This is a genomic window from Streptomyces sp. NPDC002209 (assembly GCF_042890265.1).
GTDB lineage: Bacteria > Actinomycetota > Actinomycetes > Streptomycetales > Streptomycetaceae > Streptomyces.
Genome location: NZ_JBIARX010000003.1, coordinates 483,530 through 502,468 on the forward strand (window position 1 = coordinate 483,530; position 18,939 = coordinate 502,468).

Annotated in this window: 12 protein-coding genes, 1 tRNA gene and 1 rRNA gene; 2 read left to right on the forward strand and 12 right to left on the reverse strand. The window is 70.3% G+C overall.

The genetic code is table 11. The annotated features are described in order from the left end of the window. The first annotated feature begins 35 nt into the window (after nt 1-35). The gene (locus ACFYXK_RS09440; protein ID WP_389410545.1) at nt 36-806 is read left to right on the forward strand and encodes an SDR family NAD(P)-dependent oxidoreductase; all 771 of its coding nucleotides are present in this window, start codon (nt 36-38) and stop codon (nt 804-806) included. Here the strand turns inward: ACFYXK_RS09440 and ACFYXK_RS09445 are convergent. The 9 genes from ACFYXK_RS09445 to ACFYXK_RS09485 all read right to left on the reverse strand — a co-directional run bounded on the left by ACFYXK_RS09445 (nt 754) and on the right by ACFYXK_RS09485 (nt 15,072). Then, complete coding sequence (locus tag ACFYXK_RS09445; RefSeq protein WP_389410563.1) at nt 754-1,002, reverse strand: hypothetical protein; 249 nt, start codon at nt 1,000-1,002, stop codon at nt 754-756. The genes ACFYXK_RS09440 and ACFYXK_RS09445 overlap by 53 nt on opposite strands. A 190-nt stretch (nt 1,003-1,192) precedes the next feature. Then, complete coding sequence (locus tag ACFYXK_RS09450) at nt 1,193-1,573, reverse strand: helix-turn-helix domain-containing protein (RefSeq protein ID WP_030301503.1); 381 nt, start codon at nt 1,571-1,573, stop codon at nt 1,193-1,195. Between the two features lie 109 nt (nt 1,574-1,682). Continuing rightward, nucleotides 1,683-2,183 (reverse strand): CinA family protein, encoded by a 501-nt coding sequence (locus ACFYXK_RS09455; RefSeq protein ID WP_389410564.1) that lies wholly within the window; start codon nt 2,181-2,183, stop codon nt 1,683-1,685. Nucleotides 2,184-2,269: 86 nt separating this feature from the next. Beyond that, complete coding sequence (gene pgsA / locus ACFYXK_RS09460; protein ID WP_266636184.1) at nt 2,270-2,926, reverse strand: CDP-diacylglycerol--glycerol-3-phosphate 3-phosphatidyltransferase; 657 nt, start codon at nt 2,924-2,926, stop codon at nt 2,270-2,272. Beyond that, nucleotides 2,923-4,419, reverse strand: a complete 1,497-nt coding sequence (rimO, locus tag ACFYXK_RS09465) for a 30S ribosomal protein S12 methylthiotransferase RimO (protein ID WP_383509694.1) — start codon at nt 4,417-4,419, stop codon at nt 2,923-2,925. Before rimO ends, pgsA begins: the two co-directional genes overlap by 4 nt. Before the next feature lie 115 nt (nt 4,420-4,534). Then, entirely contained in the window at nt 4,535-5,431 is an 897-nt protein-coding gene (locus ACFYXK_RS09470) for a RodZ domain-containing protein (RefSeq protein WP_389410565.1), read from the reverse strand. A gap of 217 nt (nt 5,432-5,648) precedes the next feature. Further along, nucleotides 5,649-8,423, reverse strand: a complete 2,775-nt coding sequence (locus ACFYXK_RS09475) for a DNA translocase FtsK (RefSeq protein WP_389410546.1) — start codon at nt 8,421-8,423, stop codon at nt 5,649-5,651. A 168-nt stretch (nt 8,424-8,591) separates the two neighbouring features. After that, nucleotides 8,592-9,269 (reverse strand): two-component system response regulator, encoded by a 678-nt coding sequence (locus tag ACFYXK_RS09480; protein WP_383509703.1) that lies wholly within the window; start codon nt 9,267-9,269, stop codon nt 8,592-8,594. A 277-nt stretch (nt 9,270-9,546) separates the two neighbouring features. Then, nucleotides 9,547-15,072 (reverse strand): HAMP domain-containing protein, encoded by a 5,526-nt coding sequence (locus ACFYXK_RS09485; protein WP_389410547.1) that lies wholly within the window; start codon nt 15,070-15,072, stop codon nt 9,547-9,549. Nucleotides 15,073-15,300: 228 nt separating this feature from the next. Here ACFYXK_RS09485 and ACFYXK_RS09490 point away from each other — a divergent pair, with 228 nt between their 5' ends. Then, entirely contained in the window at nt 15,301-17,826 is a 2,526-nt protein-coding gene (locus ACFYXK_RS09490; RefSeq protein WP_389410548.1) for a SpoIIE family protein phosphatase, read from the forward strand. On the opposite strand, the gene ACFYXK_RS09495 is transcribed toward ACFYXK_RS09490, so the two are convergent. The 3 genes from ACFYXK_RS09495 to rrf all read right to left on the reverse strand — a co-directional run bounded on the left by ACFYXK_RS09495 (nt 17,823) and on the right by rrf (nt 18,798). Further along, a complete protein-coding gene (locus ACFYXK_RS09495; RefSeq protein ID WP_389410549.1) occupies nt 17,823-18,425 on the reverse strand; it encodes an HdeD family acid-resistance protein in 603 nt (200 codons plus the stop codon). The genes ACFYXK_RS09490 and ACFYXK_RS09495 overlap by 4 nt on opposite strands. Nucleotides 18,426-18,600: 175 nt before the next feature. Then, nucleotides 18,601-18,676: transfer RNA gene (locus ACFYXK_RS09500), tRNA-Thr, on the reverse strand. A 5-nt stretch (nt 18,677-18,681) separates the two neighbouring features. After that, a 5S ribosomal RNA gene (gene rrf / locus ACFYXK_RS09505) occupies nt 18,682-18,798 on the reverse strand. Nucleotides 18,799-18,939 lie beyond the last annotated feature (141 nt).

The following is an 18,939-nucleotide window of genomic DNA, read 5'->3' on the forward strand; positions in this document are numbered from 1 at the left end:
TGACGCTCCGTCAGATCCGGTCGTACGGTCCCGGCATGCCCACACCCAGAGCCCCGTACGACCTCACCGGCCGGACCGCCCTGATCACCGGCGCCGCGAGCGGCATAGGCCGCGCCACCGCCGTCCTCCTCGCCGAGGCGGGCGCCGCCGTGCACTGCGCGGACCGCGACGGGCCCGGCCTCGCCGAGACGGCGGACCTGGTCGCCAAGGCCGGCGGATCCGCCACCGTCCACCCCCTCGACGTCACCGACCGCGCCGCCCTGCGCGCCGCCGTCGCAGCCGCCGGACCGCTCGACATCACCGCCGCCATCGCCGGGATCATACACACCAGCAGCGTCCTGGAGACGGCCGACGAGGACCTCGACCGGGTCCTGGACATCAACTTCAAAGGGGTCCTGCGCACCTGCCAGGAGGCGGCCCGCGCCATGATCGCGGCCGGCCGCCCCGGCTCGATCGTCACCATGGCCTCCGGCGCCGTGGACGCCGCCCAGCCCGGCCTGCTCTGCTACAGCGCCGCCAAGGCCGCCGTCGTCCAGCTCACCAGGACCCTCGCCACCGAGGCCGGCCCCCACGGCATCCGCGTCAACGCCGTCGCCCCGGGCTGGATCCGCACCCCGATGACCGGCCGGCACAGCCCCGAGGTCCAGGAGCAGACCGAGGCCGCGATGGTCCGGATGTCCCCCCTGCGCCGCGTCGGCGAGCCCGAGGACATCGCCCAGGCCGTGCTCTACCTCGCTTCGGACGCCTCGTCCTTCATGACGGGCCAGATCCTCCGCCCGAACGGGGGAGTGTCGATGCCCTGGTAGCCGCCCGGCCGGCCGCCGCACCATCGGACGCGACGTCGCCCGCCGCCCGCCGGGCACTGCGCACGGGCCGCGGCGTGCAGTGCACCGGAAGCAGGCCCAGCCCCCAGCCGCCCACGGCCACCGCGCCCTCCACCGGCCCCGACTCGCCCGGCGCCAGCGCCAGCCGCAGCACGGCCCACCACCACAGCAGGCCCATCGCCAGCGCGAGGGGTATCAGTAACCGCCGCACGGCTACCTCCCAGCGGCCGGGGACCCGGACGGGACCATCGTCCCGCAACCCCTCCGCCCCCGCACCCAGAACAGCACGGCAAGGAGCCCCGGCCGGTGCATCACGCACCGACCGGGGCTCCGGCCACGCTCATTTCTTCACAGCTCGCGCATCGAGCTCACGCGGCTACGACATTCACCGCTTCCGCAGGCGCCTTGATGGTCACCCGCTCCGGGCCACCCGCGACCGAAGTCACGGAGACCGAATTGAGCATCGGGCGGACCGGCACCGTCACCGGTTCGCTTGCCGCGGCCGACTGCGCCAGCTCAGCCAGCGACAGCTCGTCACTGACTTCGCGCATCAGCTCGGACATCCGTACGTCCAACGCGTCGCAGATCGCGGAGAGCAGCTCGGAGGATGCCTCCTTCTGCCCCCGCTCCACCTCGGAAAGATAGCCGAGAGAAACTCGGGCGGACGAGGAGACTTCGCGCAGAGTACGGCCCTGGCGCTGGCGCTGCCGACGCAGCACGTCACCCAGCAGGCGACGGAGCAGAATCATCGGTGGCTCCCTCCTCTGACCGTGTAGCCGCATCCTTCACGCCCCACCGTACCGCCTCGCGCCGCGGCCGTGCGGGGAGCTATGTCGTGTTCACTCAGGGCTGCAAACATCAAATCCCCCCGTTCTGTTCCGTATCCTGCCCCCGCACATTCTCGCGGAGTTCGCTCGAGAGCAGTTCGAGCACTGTCCGTGCACTCTCCCTACGGATTTCCGTACGGGAGCCGTTCAACCTCAGCGGGACGGTTTTCCTGCCCATCGGACCCGCCACGGCGATGAAAACGGTGCCCACCGGCTGTCCGTCCTGCGGGTCCGGGCCGGCCACCCCGGTGGTCGCGATCCCCCACGAAGCCCCCAGCACGCGCCGTACCCCGGCCGCCATCTCGGCCGCGACCTGCGCGTTCACCGCGCCTTCGGCGGCCAGCAGGTCGGCGTCCACCCCCAGGAGCCGGTGCTTCAGCTCCGTCGCGTACGCCGTGACCGAACCGCGGAAGGACCGTGAGGCCCCGGCAACGGCCGTGAGCTCCGCGGCGACCATCCCGCCCGTCAGCGACTCGGCGACGGCGAGGGTCTGGTCACTCTCCGCAAGCAGACGCAGCACCTCCGCGGCGATCGCGGCAGTGCCCCCGGTCCCGGCCGCCGCCCCCGCGACGTCCGGAGCGGCCCCACCGGCCACCGGAGATCCCCCCACCGGTTGTGTCACCTTGCGGCCTGCTCCGCGGCCAGACCCTTGCGCCGCAGCACCACGGCCTGACGGATGTAATCCAAACCGGTGACCAACGTCAGCACGACGGCGACCGCCATCACCCAGAAGCGCATGGTCGCCAGCGCCCCGGTCAGGGCGAGCACGTACATTCCCACCGCCGTCCCCTGGGCCAGGGTCTTGAGCTTGCCGCCCCGGCTGGCGGGAATCACTCCGTACCTGATGACCCAGAAACGCATGAGCGTGATCCCGAGTTCCCGCCCGAGGATCAGCCCGGTCACCCACCAGGGCAGGTCACCCAGCCAGGAGAGACAGATCAAAGCCGACCCCATGATCGCCTTGTCGGCGATGGGGTCGGCGATCTTCCCGAAGTCCGTGACCAGGTTGTACGTACGGGCCAGGTGCCCGTCGAAGATGTCCGTGATCATGGCGACGGCGAACGCGGCCCAGGCCCACGCGCGCCACACCGGGTCGTACCCGCCGTCGGCGAGGAGGAGCAACACGAATCCCGGCACCAGGACGAGCCGGATCATCGTCAGGATGTTGGCGATGTTCCACAGGCTGGCCTGATCGACCGCCGCAGCCCCCAGCTTCGCGCCGGGCGCGGGCCGGCGGCCGGTCCCGCCCGCCGCAGATGCCGGGACTCCGGTCATCCGGCCGCCTCCTCGAGATGCAGGGGCTCGGCCACCAGGTCCACGCCCAGCGTGCCGACCACCTTGGCGGTCACGATACGGCCGGGCACCAGGCCGGTGCTGTCCGTGAAGACGACCTGGCCGTCGGTCTCGGGGGCCTGGTGCGCGGCACGCCCGTAGGCGCCGTCACCCTCGTCGTCGACCGCCTCGACGGACTCGACGAGTACCTCCAGGGTCTCTCCGATCCGCTCCTCCGCGCGCTGCGAGGTGAGTTCCTCGGCGAGCCGCTGCATGTGGGCGAGCCGCTCGGCGATCGTGTCCTCGTCCAGCTTGCCGTCGTACGTGACGGCCTCGGTGCCGTCCTCGTCGGAGTAGCCGAAGACGCCGATCGCGTCGAGGCGCGCGTGGGTGAGGAACCGCTCCAGCTCGGCGAAGTCCGACTCCTTCTCGCCGGGGAAGCCGACGATGAAGTTGGACCGGACGCCGGCCTGCGGGGCCTTGCTGCGGATGGTGTCCAGCAGTTCCAGGAACCGGTCGGTGTCACCGAAGCGGCGCATGGCGCGCAGCACGTCGGGCGCCGAGTGCTGGAAGGACAGGTCGAAGTACGGCACGACCTTGGGGGTCGAGGTCAGCACGTCGATCAGGCCGGGCCGCATCTCGGCGGGCTGGAGGTAGCTGACGCGGACGCGCTCGATGCCGTCCACCTCGGCCAGCTCGGGCAGCAGGGTCTCCAGCAGGCGGATGTCGCCGAGGTCCTTGCCGTACGAGGTGTTGTTCTCGGAGACCAGCATGATCTCCTTGACGCCCTGCTCGGCGAGCCAGCGCGTCTCGCCCAGCACGTCGCTGGGGCGGCGGGAGATGAAGGAGCCGCGGAACGACGGGATGGCGCAGAAGGAGCAGCGGCGGTCGCAGCCGGAGGCGAGCTTGACCGAGGCGACCGGGCTCTTGTCCAGGCGGCGGCGCAGCGGTGCGCGCGGCCCGGAGGCGGGCGCGACCCCGTCCGGCAGGTCTGCGGGGGCTTCGGCCGGTTCCTCGGCGGGCGCCGACTGCGCGTGGCCGGGCAGTGCCACCTCGGTGTCCTGGCGGGCCGCGGGGCTGATCGGGAGCAGCTTGCGCCGGTCGCGCGGGGTGTGGGAGGCGTGGATGCCGCCGTTGAGGATGGTCTGCAGGCGGTCGGAGATGTCGGCGTAGTCGTCGAAGCCGAGCACGCCGTCGGCCTCGGGGAGCGCCTCGGCGAGCTCCTTGCCGTAGCGCTCGGCCATGCAGCCGACGGCGACGACGGCCTGGGTCTTGCCGTGATCCTTGAGATCGTTGGCTTCCAGCAGGGCGTCTACGGAGTCCTTTTTGGCGGCTTCGACGAAGCCGCAGGTGTTGACGACGGCTACGTCCGCATCGGCGGCGTCCTCGACGAGCTCCCAGCCATCCGCCGCCAAGCGGCCTGCGAGCTCCTCCGAGTCCACCTCGTTACGGGCGCAGCCAAGAGTGACAAGGGCGACGGTACGGCGTTCGGGCATGGACTCAAGACTACTTTGTCCAAACGCCGACCCCTGCCCCAAGTCCCGGTAAACCAAGATCCCCGGAGTGCGGCGCAGCACCCCGGGGACCCGGAATCACGGATTCAGCGCCATATCAGCCCGCCTGTGCGGCTCCCTGGCGGGGGTCGTCCTTGGTGTATGTGAGGCGTTCCACCTGACCGGGCTGGAAATCGTCCTTGATCTCCTTGCCGTTCACGAAGAGCTTCACGACCCCGGCGTCGCCGAGGACGAGGTCGATGGATTCCTTGTCCGTGAAGGTCTTGGACTGGCCCGGCGTCAGCGTTCCGTCGAACAGCAGCCGGCCGCTGTGGTCCTTCGCGGAGATCCAGCTCTCGCCCTCGTTGGCCGTCAGGACGACCGTGACGAGGTCCTTGGGCGCGGCGGCGATGGCACTGTCCGAGGGCTCCGGCTGGGGCGCCTTCGGGGTCTGCGGGGGCTGGGCGGCCGGCTTGCCGGCCGACTGCTTGGGTGCGGCCTGCGGGGAGGCGGAACCTTCCGCCACCGGCCGCTTGTCCTTCGCGTCGCCGCCGCCGAAGGCGGTGAAGCCCACGAAGCCGATGACGGCGACGATGGCGGCGACCATGGCCGCGGTCCAGTTGGGCCGCTGCCGCTCGGGACGGATCCGCTCGGCATCGAACATCGGCGCGGCGGGCGTGGGTGCCGGCCGGCCGCCGTGGGCGGCGTCGTAGGCCTCGACCAGGGGTTCCGGATCGAGGTGGACGGCGCGGGCGAGCGTACGGATGTGACCGCGGGCGTAGACGTCGCCGCCGCACCGCGTGAAATCGTCAGCTTCGATCGCGTGCACGATCGGGATGCGCACGCGGGTGGTGGAACTGACCTCGTCGACAGTGAGCCCGGCGGCGATCCGGGCCTTCTTCAGGGCCGTCCCGATGGACGGTCCTTCGACTGTGGGTTCGATGATGCGGTCCTCGGACCGGTCGTCGGTCGAAGGCCGCTCATCTTCGGGGGAGTTGGAGTTGCCGATGGACACGAGGGCGCCTTTCGAGCGTGTAGCCACCTGCTGGATGTCCAGTCTAGGGGGGTGACGAAAGGGTGGAGCAACCGGAGGGTGGACTTCCTACGCCATCCGAATGGCAATCCGAACAGTGCAGGAAGTCCGGGTGCTGCGGCGGACCGGCACCGGGTGCGGTACCGCCACCTCCCTCAACTTGACGCGGACCCAAGGGAAACGGTTGCCCGCCCACGAATTACGGTTGGGTCTCTCCTCGGATGACGGCGAGGACCCCGTCCAGCTCGTCCGCCTTCACCAGCACGTCGCGCGCCTTCGACCCCTCGCTCGGGCCGACGATCCCCCGCGACTCCATCAGGTCCATGAGCCGCCCGGCCTTCGCGAAGCCCACGCGGAGCTTGCGCTGGAGCATCGAGGTCGACCCGAACTGGGTGGAGACCACCAGCTCGGCCGCCTGGCACAGCAGGTCCAGGTCGTCGCCGATCTCCTCGTCGATCTCCTTCTTCTGCTTCTGCCCGACGGTGACGTCGTCCCGGAAGACGGGCGCCATCTGGTCCTTGCAGTGCTGCACGATCCCGGCGATCTCGTCCTCGGTGACGAAGGCGCCCTGGAGGCGGACCGGCTTGTTCGCCCCCATCGGCAGGAACAGCCCGTCACCCTTGCCGATCAGCTTCTCGGCGCCCGGCTGGTCGAGGATGACCCGGCTGTCGGCGAGCGAGGAGGTGGCGAACGCGAGCCGCGAGGGCACGTTCGCCTTGATCAGACCGGTGACCACGTCCACCGAGGGCCGCTGGGTGGCGAGCACCAGGTGGATGCCGGCCGCGCGGGCCAGCTGGGTGATCCGGACGATCGAGTCCTCGACGTCGCGCGGGGCGACCATCATCAGGTCGGCGAGCTCGTCGACGATCACGAGCAGGTACGGGTACGGGCTGAGCTCCCGCTCGCTGCCCGGCGGCAGCTTGATCTTGCCGTCCCGGATGGCCTGGTTGAAGTCGTCGATGTGGCGGTAGCCGAAGGCGGCCAGGTCGTCGTAGCGCAGGTCCATCTCGCGCACCACCCACTGGAGCGCCTCGGCGGCCCGCTTGGGGTTGGTGATGATCGGCGTGATCAGGTGCGGGATGCCCTCGTACGCCGTCAGCTCCACCCGCTTGGGGTCGACGAGCACCATCCGGACGTCCTCCGGGGTGGCCCGCACCATCACCGAGGTGATCAGGCAGTTGATGCACGAGGACTTTCCGGAGCCGGTGGCGCCGGCGACGAGCACGTGCGGCATCTTCGCGAGGTTGGCCATGACGTAGCCGCCCTCGACGTCCTTGCCGAGCGCCACGAGCATCGGGTGGTCGTCCTCGGCGGCGTCCGCCAGGCGGAGCACGTCCCCCAGGTTGACCATCTCGCGGTCGGTGTTCGGGATCTCGATGCCGACCGCCGACTTCCCCGGGATCGGGCTGATGATCCGGACGTCCGGCGAGGCCACGGCGTACGCGATGTTCTTGGTCAGCGCGGTGATGCGCTCGACCTTGACCGCCGCGCCCAGGGTGACCTCGTACCGGGTGACCGTCGGCCCCCGGGTGAAGCCGGTCACGTCCGCGTCGACCTTGAACTCGGTGAACACGTTGCGCAGCGAGGCGACCACGGCGTCGTTGGCGGCACTGCGGGTCTTGCCGGGCCCGCCCTTCTCCAGCAGGTCGAGCGAGGGCAGTGCGTACGTGATGTCCCCGCGCAGCTGGAGCTGCTCGGCGCGGGGCGGCAGCGGCTGGGTCGGCGGAGGGGCTTTGGTGAGGTCCGGCACGGACAGGGTCCCGGAAGCCGCGGCGGTGGTGTCGTGCGGCGCCTCGGCCGGTTCCGGGGCGGCGGCCGCGGGCCGCTCTTCACGGGCGGGCGGCACCGGAGCGGTGATCTCCGCGCCCGCGCGGTCGGCGGCGATGCCGTGCGTCAGGTCGGCCACCAGCGGGGACGGCGGCATCCCGCCGTAGACCACCCCGTCCAGCGCGGCGGCGGCCGCCGCGGCCACGTCGACGGCGTCCATCTCCCGGTCGCGGGCCGGCCGGGCCGGGGTCCGCCGCGGGCGCCGCCGCCGGGCGAGGGCCTGCTCCTCGGCGGTGTCGGCGGAATCGGCGAGGTCGGCAGGATCACCGGAGTCGGCGGCGCCGGAGCGGGCCCGCCACTGCTCGGGGTCGTGCCGGCCGGCGGCGCCGTCCTCCCCGAAGCCCTCGTCGTATTCGTTCGGGGCGATGATCCCGAGCCGGATGCCGAGCCGCCGCAGCCGCTGCGGGATCGCGTTCACCGGGGTCGCCGTGACCACGAGCAGCCCGAAGATCGTGAGCAGCACGAGCATCGGCACGGCCAGCGGCGCACCCATGGTGAAGATCAGCGGCTTCGAGGCGCCCCAGCCGATCAGCCCGCCCGCGTTCTGCATGGCCGTGGTGCCCTCGTCCCGGCCCGGGGCCCCGCAGGCGATGTGCACGAGGCCGAGCACACCGATGACGAGCGCGGAGAGGCCGACACCGATCCTGCCGTTGGCGTCGGGCTGTTCGGGATGGCGGATGAAACGTACCGCCATGACGCCGAGCAGGATCGGCACGAGCAGATCCAGTCGCCCGAAGGCGCCGGTGACCAGCATGGTGACCAGATCCCCGACGGGGCCGCTCAGGTTCGACCAGGTACCGGCGGCGACGATCAGCGCGAGGGCGAGCAGCAGCAGCGCGACGCCGTCCTTGCGATGGGCGGGGTCGAGGTTCTTGGCCCCCTGGCCGATCCCGCGGAACACCGCGCCGACCGCGTGCGCACAGCCCAGCCACACGGCGCGCACCAGCCGCACCACGCCCCCGGTCGGGGACGGCGCGGGCTTGGGCGCCACCTTCTTGACGGGCGCGCGCCGGGGCGCCGCGGCTTTCTTCGCGGCGGGCTTGCGGGCGGGGGCCGCCTTCTTCGCCGGCGCCGTCGTCCGGCCGCTGCGGCCCTTCGCGGTGCCCGCAGTGCTCTGGGAACCCTTGCCGGACGTACGTGAGGCCATGGGGCCGAGGTTACCGGTGCGCGCGCCGGTGGACACGCGTGCCCACCCCTTCACCCGTTCGTGTCGCGTGCCGTGTCGGTGCTTTGACGCACCGCCAGACCTGGCGTCCGCCCGGACGGGCCGGTACGGCGCTGCGTACGGCGGCCCGTACACCGGCCCGCGGAGCGGTCAGTTCTGCGCGGGCAGCACCGGCGCTCCCCCGCCGGTGCCGGGCTCGAGCGCATCGAGCGCCCGCCGCAGACCGGTGAGCTTGCGCTCCAGATGGGCCGCGGTCGCCACGACCGCGGCATCGGCCGATTCCTCGCCGAGCTGCTTGGTCAGCGCCTCGGCCTGTTCCTCGACCGCCGCGAGGCGTGCGGAGAGCTCGGCCAGCAGGCCGGCCGTCTCCTTGCTGTCGCCGCCCGAGCCGCTGCCCTCCAGCTGGAGCCGCAGCAGCGCCGCCTGCTCCCTGAGCTGGCAGTTCTTGGTGTACAGCTCCACGAACACCGAGACCTTGGCCCGCAGCACCCACGGGTCGAAGGGCTTGGAGATGTAGTCCACCGCGCCGGCGGCGTAGCCGCGGAACGTGTGGTGCGGACCGTGGTTGATCGCGGTGAGGAAGATGATCGGGATGTCCCGGGTCCGTTCACGCCGCTTGATGTGCGCGGCCGTCTCGAATCCATCCATCCCGGGCATCTGCACATCCAGCAGGATGACCGCGAAATCGTCCGTCAGCAGCGCCTTGAGCGCTTCCTCCCCCGACGACGCCCGGACCAGTGTCTGATCGAGCGCGGAGAGGATGGCCTCCAGCGCCAGCAGATTCTCCGGCCGGTCATCGACCAGGAGGATCTTGGCCTTCTGCACCATGCCCTGTCCTCCTCGCCCCGGCATGGGGCCTCCCCGGCTCCTGGCACCGGCCTGTACGCCGGGCCCCGCCCCAGAAGAGGACGACATCCTTACGCCGTCCGCCCTTGTGCCGGTCATCGTAGCCCCAGTCCCGAGATCGCCACACCCTGTCACCAAGATGTCACTGTGCACGAAGCAGAAACGGTGTGGGAGAGCAGAAGGTTCCCCGTCTCCCGCCCTTCCACACCGTTTTCGCCACAGTCAGTCAGCAATTGGTATCAGAGCGCTCCGCAGTCGATCACTTGCCGCGCATCCACTGCTCCATCACCGACAGCAGATAGTCCGGGTCGACCGGCTTGGTGACATAGTCGGAGGCGCCGGAATCGATCGCCTTCTCCCGGTCCCCCTTCATCGCCTTCGCCGTCAGCGCGATGATCGGCAACCCGGCGAACTGCGGCATCCGCCGGATCGCCGAGGTCGTCGCGTACCCGTCCATCTCGGGCATCATGATGTCCATCAGCACGACGGTCACATCGTCGTGCTGCTCCAGGACTTCGATGCCCTCCCGGCCGTTCTCCGCGTACAGCACGGCCAGCCCGTGCTGCTCCAGCACACTAGTGAGCGCGAAGACGTTCCGGACGTCGTCGTCCACGATGAGCACCTTCTCACCGTGGAAGTCATACGTCCGGGGCACCACCGGAAGCTCCTCTTCCGGATTGGCCCAACCGTCCTCGGACCCCTGCGCGTTCGGCTGCCCCGGCACCGCCGTACGCGGCTCCAGGTCGCTCAGCGCCTTGCGCCGTCGCCGGAACAGCGCAGCGCCGCCCTGCCCCTGACCGGCCGTCTCGGCGGCCGCCGCCCCGGGCCGTACGTGCTGCGGCTGGACCTGGGCGACGGGCGCCGCCGGGGTCGCCGGCAGCGCGGGCCGCGGCCCCTCGACCTGCCTGCGGTACACCTCGCCGCGCCCGCCGCCGGGCGTGGGCGGCGCGTACCCCTGCGGCGGCAGCTCGCTCGGGTGCAGCGGCAGGTACAGGGTGAACGTGGACCCGCGGCCGGGCTCGCTCGCCGCGTGGATCTCCCCGCCCAGCAGCCGGGCGATCTCCCGGCTGATGGACAGGCCCAGGCCCGTACCGCCGTACTTCCTGCTCGTGGTCCCGTCGGCCTGCTTGAACGCCTCGAAGATCACCAGCATCTTGCTCGCCGCGATCCCGATCCCGGTGTCCGTCACCGAGAACGCGATCAGGTCCCCGTCCGCCTCCCGCAGCGAACCGGCCTCCAGCAACTGCTCCCGGATCGCCGTCGGCACGTCCGACCCCGCGGGCCGGATCACCAGCTCCACCGCCCCGGTGTCGGTGAACTTCACCGCGTTCGACAGCAGGTTGCGCAGCACCTGCAGGAGGCGCTGCTCGTCCGTGTGCAGCGTCGCGGGCAGCTCCGGGGAGACCCGCACCGAGAAGTCCAGGCCCTTCTCCGCGGTCAGCGGCCGGAACGTGGCCTCCACGTAGTCCACGAGCTGGACCAGCGCGATCCGGGTCGGCGAGACGTCCATCTTCCCCGCCTCGACCTTCGACAGGTCCAGGATGTCGTTGATCAGCTGCAACAGGTCGGAGCCCGCACCGTGGATGGTCTCCGCGAACTCCACCTGCTTCGGCGACAGGTTCTCGTCCGCGTTGTCGGCGAGCAGCTTGGCCAGGATCAGCAGCGAGTTGAGCGGCGTACGCAGCTCGTGCGACATGTTCGCCAGGAACTCGGACTTGTAGCGCATCGAGACCGCGAGCTGCTCGGCGCGCTCCTCTAGGACCTGCCGGGCCTCCTCGATCTCGGTGTTCTTCACCTCGATGTCCCGGTTCTGCTGGGCCAGCAGCTCGGCCTTCTCCTCCAGTTCGGCGTTGGCCGCCTGGAGCGCCTTCTGCCGGTTCTCCAGCTCGTCGGACCGCTCGCGCAGCTGCTCGGTCATCTCCTGCGACTGCTTGAGCAGCATCTCCGTCTTGGAGTTGACGCTGATCGTGTTGACGCTCGTGCCGATCATCTCGGCGATCTGGCTCAGGAAGTCCTTCTGGATCTGCGTGAACGGCTGGAAGGACGCCAGCTCGATGACGCCGAGCACCTTCCCCTCGAACAGCACCGGCAGCACGATCACATGCGCCGGCGGCGCCTCCCCGAGCCCCGAGGAGATCTTCAGGTAGCCGGGCGGGGTGTTCTCGACGAGGATCGTCCGCTTCTCCTCGGCGACGGTCCCGATCAGCCCCTCCCCCGGCCGGAAGGAGGTGGGCATCTGACCGCCCGCGTACGCGTAACTCCCGCGCATCCGCAGCTCGTACGCACCGTCGGGACCGCCCTCGGTCCCGATCTCGGTGGTACCGCCCGACGGAAGCGCCAGGAAGAACGCCCCGTGCTGGGCCGAGACCACCGGGGTCAGCTCGCTCATGATCAGCGAAGCCACGTCGTCCAGCTCGCGGCGGCCCTGCATCAGGGCGGAGATCCGGGCGAGGTTGCCCTTCAGCCAGTCCTGCTCCTTGTTGGCCAAGGTGGTGTCGCGCAGGTTCGCGATCATCGTGTTGATGTTGTCCTGGAGGACCTGGATCTCGCCCGCCGCGTCCACGTCGATCTTCAGGTTGAGATCGCCGCGGGTCACCGCGGTGGCCACGGCCGCGATCGCGCGGACCTGCCGGGTGAGGTTCCCGGCCATCTCGTTCACGGACTCCGTGAGGTCGCGCCAGGTGCCGTCCACGTCGCGGACCCGCGCCTGGCCGCCCAGGATCCCCTCGGTACCCACCTCGCGGGCCACCCGCGTGACCTGGTCGGCGAACGACGACAGCTGGTCGACCATCGTGTTGATCGTGGTCTTGAGCTCCAGGATCTCGCCGCGGGCATCGATATCGATCTTCTTGGTCATGTCGCCCTTGGCGATGGCGGTCGTGACCATGGCGATCTGCCGCACCTGGCCGGTGAGGTTCGAGGCCATGAAGTTCACCGAATCGGTGAGGTCCTTCCACGTCCCGGAGACCCCCGGCACGTGCGCCTGACCGCCGAGCCTGCCCTCCGTACCCACCTCGCGGGCGACTCGCGTCACCTCGTCGGCGAACGAGGACAGGGTCTTGACCATCGTGTTGACCGTGTCGGCGAGCTGCGCGACCTCGCCGCGCGCCTCGACCGTGACCTTCTTCGTCAGATCACCGTTGGCGACCGCCGCCGAGACCTGCGAGATGTTGCGCACCTGCGAGGTCAGGTTGTTGGCCATCAGGTTGACGTTGTCGGTCAGGTCCTTCCAGATGCCCGTCACCCCGCGCACCCGGGCCTGGCCGCCGAGGATGCCCTCGGAACCCACCTCGCGGGCCACCCGCGTCACCTGCTCCGCGAACGAGGACAGCTGGTCGACCATCGTGTTGACGGTCGTGACCAGCTCGAGGATCTCGCCCTTGGCGTCCACGGTGATCTTCTTGGAAAGATCGCCCATGGCGACCGCCGTCGTCACCTCGGCGATGTTGCGCACCTGAGAGGTCAGGTTGTTCGCCATGAAGTTGACGGACTGGGTGAGGTCCTTCCAGGTGCCGGAGACCCCCTTCACCTCCGCCTGGCCGCCCAGGATGCCCTCGGTGCCCACCTCGCGGGCCACCCGGGTCACCTGCTCCGCGAAGTTCGAGAGCTGGTCCACCATCGTGTTGAGGGTGTTCTTCAGCTCCAGGATCTCGCCGCGCGCATCCACGTCGATCTTCTGCGACAGGTCACCACGGGCCACCGCCGTCGCGACCTGCGCGATGTTGCGCACCTGAGAGGTCAGGTTCCCGGCCATGCCGTTCACGGAATCGGTCAGGTCGCGCCAGACGCCGGCCACCCCGGGCACCTGCGCCTGACCGCCGAGCCGGCCCTCCGTACCCACGTCCCGGGCCACCCGGGTCACCTGCTCGGCGAACGCCGAGAGCTGGTCGACCATCGTGTTGATGGTGTTCTTCAGCTCCAGGATCTCGCCGCGCGCATCCACGTCGATCTTCTGCGACAGGTCACCACGGGCCACCGCCGTCGTCACCTGCGCGATCTGGCGCACCTGGGAGGTCAGGTTGCCGGCCATGAAGTTGACGGAGTCGGTGAGCTCCTTCCACGTCCCGGACACCCCCTCCACCCGGGCCTGACCGCCCAGGCGGCCCTCCGTACCCACGTCCCGCGCCATCCGCGTGACCTGGTCGGCGAAGCTCGACAGCTGGTCCACCATCGTGTTCACGGTGTTCTTCAGCTGGAGCATCTCGCCCGAGACGTCCACGGTGACCTTCTGCGACAGGTCTCCGTTGGCCACCGCCGTCGTCACCTGCGCGATGTTGCGCACCTGGCCGGTGAGGTTGCGGAAGGCGGTGTTCACCGAATCGGTGAGGTCCTTCCACGTACCCGCCGCACCCGGCACCTGCGCCTGACCGCCCAGCTCACCCTCGACGCCGACCTCACGGGCCACTCGCGTCACTTCCGCACCGAAGGACTGGAGCTGGTCCACCATCGTGTTGACGGTGTTCTTCAACTCCAGCATCTCGCCGGCCACGTCGACCGTGACCTTCTGCGACAGGTCGCCGTTGGCCACGGCGGTCGTCACCTGCGCGATGTCACGCACCTGCGTGGTGAGGTTGCGGAAGACCGTGTTCACCGAATCGGTGAGGTCCTTCCACGTACCCGCCGCACCCGGCACCTGCGCCTGACCGCCGAGCAGACCCTTCGCCCCGACCTCGCTCGCCACACGCGTGACCTCGTCCGCGAAGGTCCGCAGGGTCTCCGTCATCTGATTGATCGTTTCGGCCAGCTGCGCCACCTCGCCGCGCGCGCTGACCCGTACCTTCTGCGACAGATCACCGTTGGCGACAGCCGTCGTGACCTGTGCGATCCCGCGCACCTGGGCCGTCAGGTTGCCCGCCATCGTGTTGACGGAGTCGGTCAGGTCCTTCCACACACCCGCGACCCCGGGCACCTTCGCCTGGCCGCCGAGCTCACCCTCGGTACCCACCTCACGGGCGACCCTCGTCACCTCCGAGGAGAACGACGACAGCTGGTCCACCATCGTGTTCACGGTGTTCTTCAGCTGGAGCATCTCACCGGCCACGTGCACCGTGACCTTGCGCGACAGATCGCCCTTCGCGACCGCCGTCGTGACGAGAGCGATGTCACGCACCTGAGCGGTGAGCCGGTACGCCATCGTGTTGACGGAGTCGGTCAGATCCTTCCAAGAACCCGACATTCCGCGCACTTGGGCCTGACCGCCGAGCTTGCCCTCGGTACCCACCTCCAGCGCCACGCGCGTCACCTCGTCGGTGAACGCGGACAGCTGGTCGACCAGGTTGTTGACCGTACGCCCGACCTTCAGGAACTCACCGCGCAGCGGATGCCCGGACCCGTCCGCCGTCTGCGTCCGCAGGTCCATCCGCTGGTCCAGATCACCCTCGGCGACCGCCGACAGCACCCGGCCCACCTCGGACACCGGCCGGGCCAGATCGTCCACCAGCTGGTTCGAGGCATCGATCGCGGCCGCCCAGGAGCCCTCGCAGGCACCTGTTTCCAGCCGTTCGCTCAGCTTCCCCTCGCGGCCCACCATCCGCCGCACCCGGGAGAGCTCTCCCGTCAGATGGAGATTGCGGTCGGCGACCTCGTTGTAGACGGCGGCGATCTCCGCCATCACGCCCTCGCCGGACACCGTCAGCCGCTTGCGGAAATTCCCGTCCCGCATCGACACCAGGGCCGTGAGCAGCCGGTTCAGGGCGGCGGTATCGACTTCCGTCGTGCCGTTCCGGCGGGACCTCCCGCCTTTCGGGCGCGTTCCCGTACGCCGCACCGCTGCGCCAGACTCCACCGTGTCCCTCCCGAAAGGGTCGACCGCTGTTCCACCGACACCCGGCGAGTCGCACGCCCGGCTATCCGATCCTGCCCAGTGTTTCACCCTGGCCGAACCCGGCCATAACACTCCGGCACCATCGCACACCGGCCGCACCCTGCGGGTGGAATCCCTGACGACGGCACCAAGCCGACCGCGAAGGTAAGTAACCTGGCATCCGATGTCCAACCGCGTCGAAGGAGACTCGTGATCACGGCTCGGGCGGCTGCCAGCTTCGACCCCCTCGGGCGCTCGGTCGCCGCGGCCCGCGCGTTCGTCCGCGACACCCTCCAGGGCTGGGGCTTCGCGGACATCGTCGACGACGCCGTGGTCCTCACCAGCGAGCTCGTCACCAACGCCGTGGTCCACGCCGGCACCAAGGCCGAGGTCCTGTGCCTGCGCTCCGGGGACGGCGTGCGGGTCGAGATCGCCGACCGGTACCCGGAGCGCGAGCTCCCGCTCCAGCACCCCGGCGAGCGCCCCTACGCCGACCCCGACCGCGAGAACGGCCGCGGGCTGATGCTCTGCGCCGCCCTCGCCACCCGCTGGGGCGTCGAGTACACCGCCACCCACAAACACGTGTGGTTCCGGCTCGACCTGCCAGACCGTCCGGTCGGTACCCGCTCCGCCGGCCCCGTCGTCCCGGACCGGCTCCTCCCGCTCGCCGACAGCCGGGTCCGCGTCGCCGTCCTCCAGATCGACGCCTCCGACTCCATCTCCGCCTGGAACGAGGACGCCGAGCACGTCTTCGGCTACTCCGCCGAGAAGGTCGTCGGCCGCCCCCTCGCCGAGCTCGCCGCCTGGCCCCAGACCCCCGGCACCGGCACCGGCATCGCCGAGGCCCTGCGCCTGTCCCGCTGGGAGGGCAGCTACGGCATCCGCGGCGCCGACGGCCGCGTGATCCCCGTGTACGCCTCCCACCTGCGGGTCCGCGATGCCCACGGAGAGCCCTCCATCGTCTGCCTGCTGGTCCACGACGACGAGCGGGCCCTGCTCCAGACCCCCGTGCGGGTGGCGCCCTCCGACAGCCTCCAGCTCACCGAGCCCCGTCCCGCGGACCCCTTCGAGGTCTTCATCGGCTCCCCCGCCCCCGACGACCTCGACGGACTCCTCCAGCGCACCGTCGAACGCGCCCGCGACATGCTCGACGCCGACGCCGCCTTCCTGCTGCTGGCCACCGACGACGAGACGGAGCTCGAGGTCCGCGCCACCACCGGGCTCCCCTCCACGCGCCAGCGCTTCGCCCGAGTCCCCGTCGAGGCCGGCACCAACCGGTACGGCTCCGCCCGCATGCCCGCCGTCCACGACGACCTCGCCGCCGTCCCGGGAGCCGTTCCGCTCCTCGAGGCCACCGGCATGCGCTCGGTGATCACCGTCCCGCTCAAGGTCGAGGGCCGGCTCACCGGTTCGCTCGGCGTCGCCACCGAGAACCCCGGCCGCTACTCGAACGCCGAGGCCCTGCGCCTCCAGTTCGCCGCGGACCGCATCGCCCTGGCCGTGGAATCCGCCCGCCTCGGCGAGCTCGAACGCCTGCGCCGCGGCTCCCTGTCCTTCCTCGTCGAGGCCTCCGACCTGCTCGCCGGCACCCTCGACCGGGACCAGACCCTGGCCCTCATGGCCCAGATGACCGTCCCGACCCTCGCCACGTGGTGCGCCGTCTACACCATCGCCGACCAGTCCTCCGATCCGTACCTCTCGTACGTCCTGCACGAGGACGAGGAACGCATCGACGGCCTCAAGGCCCTGCTCTCCCGTGTCAGCCCGCCCGAACCGGTCCGCGAGGCCGGCGCCCGCCCCTGGCCCGCGACGACCTCGGCGGTCGGCGGGGAGACCGTCGTCCTCCCCCTCCTGGCCCGCAACCGCGTGATCGGCATGCTCACCCTCGGCAAGCCGTCCGAGGAGCACTTCCGCCAGGAGATCCTCGAACTCGCCGAGGACCTCTCACGCCGGGCCGCCCTCGCCCTCGACAACGCCCGCCTCTACTCCGAGCGCACCGCCATCAGCCGCTCCCTGCAGCGCAGCCTGCTCCCGCCCGGCTCCCCCGCCATCCCCGGCATGGAGGTCGAGGTCATCTACCGCGCTGCCGGCGAGGGCAACGAGGTGGGCGGCGACTTCTACGACGTCTTCCCGATCCGCGACGGGGCGTACGGCTTCGCCATCGGCGACGTCTGCGGTACGGGCCCCGAGGCCGCCGCCGTCACGGGCCTGGCCCGGCACGCCCTGCGCCTCCTCGCCCGCGAGGGCCTCGGCGGTCCCGCGGTACTGGAGCGGCTCAACGCGGCCATCCTCGACGAGGGCGCCCGCAGCCGCTTCCTCACCCTCCTGTACGGCGAGCTCCACCCCCAGCCGGACGGCGGCGCCCTGATGAAGGTCGTCTGCGCCGGCCACCCGCTGCCGCTCCGGCTGCGCCCGGACGGCCGGGTCACCCCGGCCGCGGACCCGCAGCCCCTGCTCGGCGTGATCGACGACCTCGACCTCTACGAGCAGACCCTCACCCTGGACCCGGGCGACGTCCTCCTGTGCGTCACGGACGGCGTGACGGAACGCCGCGAGGGCACCCGCATGCTGGGCGACGACGGCCTCACGGAGGTCCTCACCACCTGCACGGGCCTGACCGCCGGCGCCGTCGCCGCCCGCGTCCTGCGCGCGGTGGAACGCTTCGCGGCCGAACCCGCCTCGGACGACATGGCCATCCTGGCCTTCCGCGTCCCCCACCAGCGCGAGGGCGACTAGTCGGGCCGCATGTGGCGGGCGGCGGAGCGCAGCGCGAAGGCCATCACGACTTCGAACACGCCCAGCAGGACGAGCCAGAGTCCCAGCAGCCGTGTCAGCGCGACCGCGGAATCCACCGGGAAGCAGAGCACGACGATTCCGGCGACGGTCCCCAGAACGCCCAGGCCGAAGAGCAGGCCCCGGTGCGGCTGCGCACGATCTGTGATCGCGGTGAATGCCGTGAGCACTCCGGACAGCAGCCAGAACACCCCGAGGATCAGGGACAGCGCGCCGATCGTCTGCATCGGATGCCGCAGAACCAGGACGCCCGCCAGGAACGCCAGCATGGAGACCAGGACGGCGGCCAGTCTGCCGCCGCCGTCGCTGCTGTGCGAGAAGGCCGTGACGAAACGGAAGACACCCGCCACCAGGAGCTGCAGACCGATGATGACGGCCAGGATGTGCAGCGTCTCGTCGGGCCAGACGAGTACCAGGATGCCGGGGATCAGGGTCGCTAGGGCGAAGCCGAGTGCCCAGTGCCAGGTACTTCCGACCTGCTTGAGGACGTCTTCGGGGTCGCTCTGCGTGTGCTGCGGTGCCGCGTCAGAGGGTACGGTCATCACGCCTCCCAGACCTGCCGGGCGCCCCTCAAGGAGCGCCTCGAAACCGCCGGTCGTGCCTTGTCCACCCTTGCCGCTCATCTTAGAGAGGTGTGCTGCAGCCCGCCCGTCCAGCGGAAGAGCGAACCCCCGGAAACGCAAAAAGGCCCCCGCCATGAGGCGGGGGCCTTTTCTTTGGAGCCCTTTAACGGAATCGAACCGTTGACCTTCTCCTTACCATGGAGACGCTCTACCGACTGAGCTAAAAGGGCGGGTTGTTCGGCGGCGTCCTACTCTCCCACAGGGTCCCCCCTGCAGTACCATCGGCGCTGAAAGGCTTAGCTTCCGGGTTCGGAATGTAACCGGGCGTTTCCCTAACGCTATGACCACCGAAACACTATGAAATTTGAACGCTGGCTGTCATCACAGCTGTTCGTTATTTCAGAACTAACACAGTGGACGCGAGCAACTGAGGACAAGCCCTCGGCCTATTAGTACCAGTCAGCTCCACCCGTTACCGGGCTTCCACATCTGG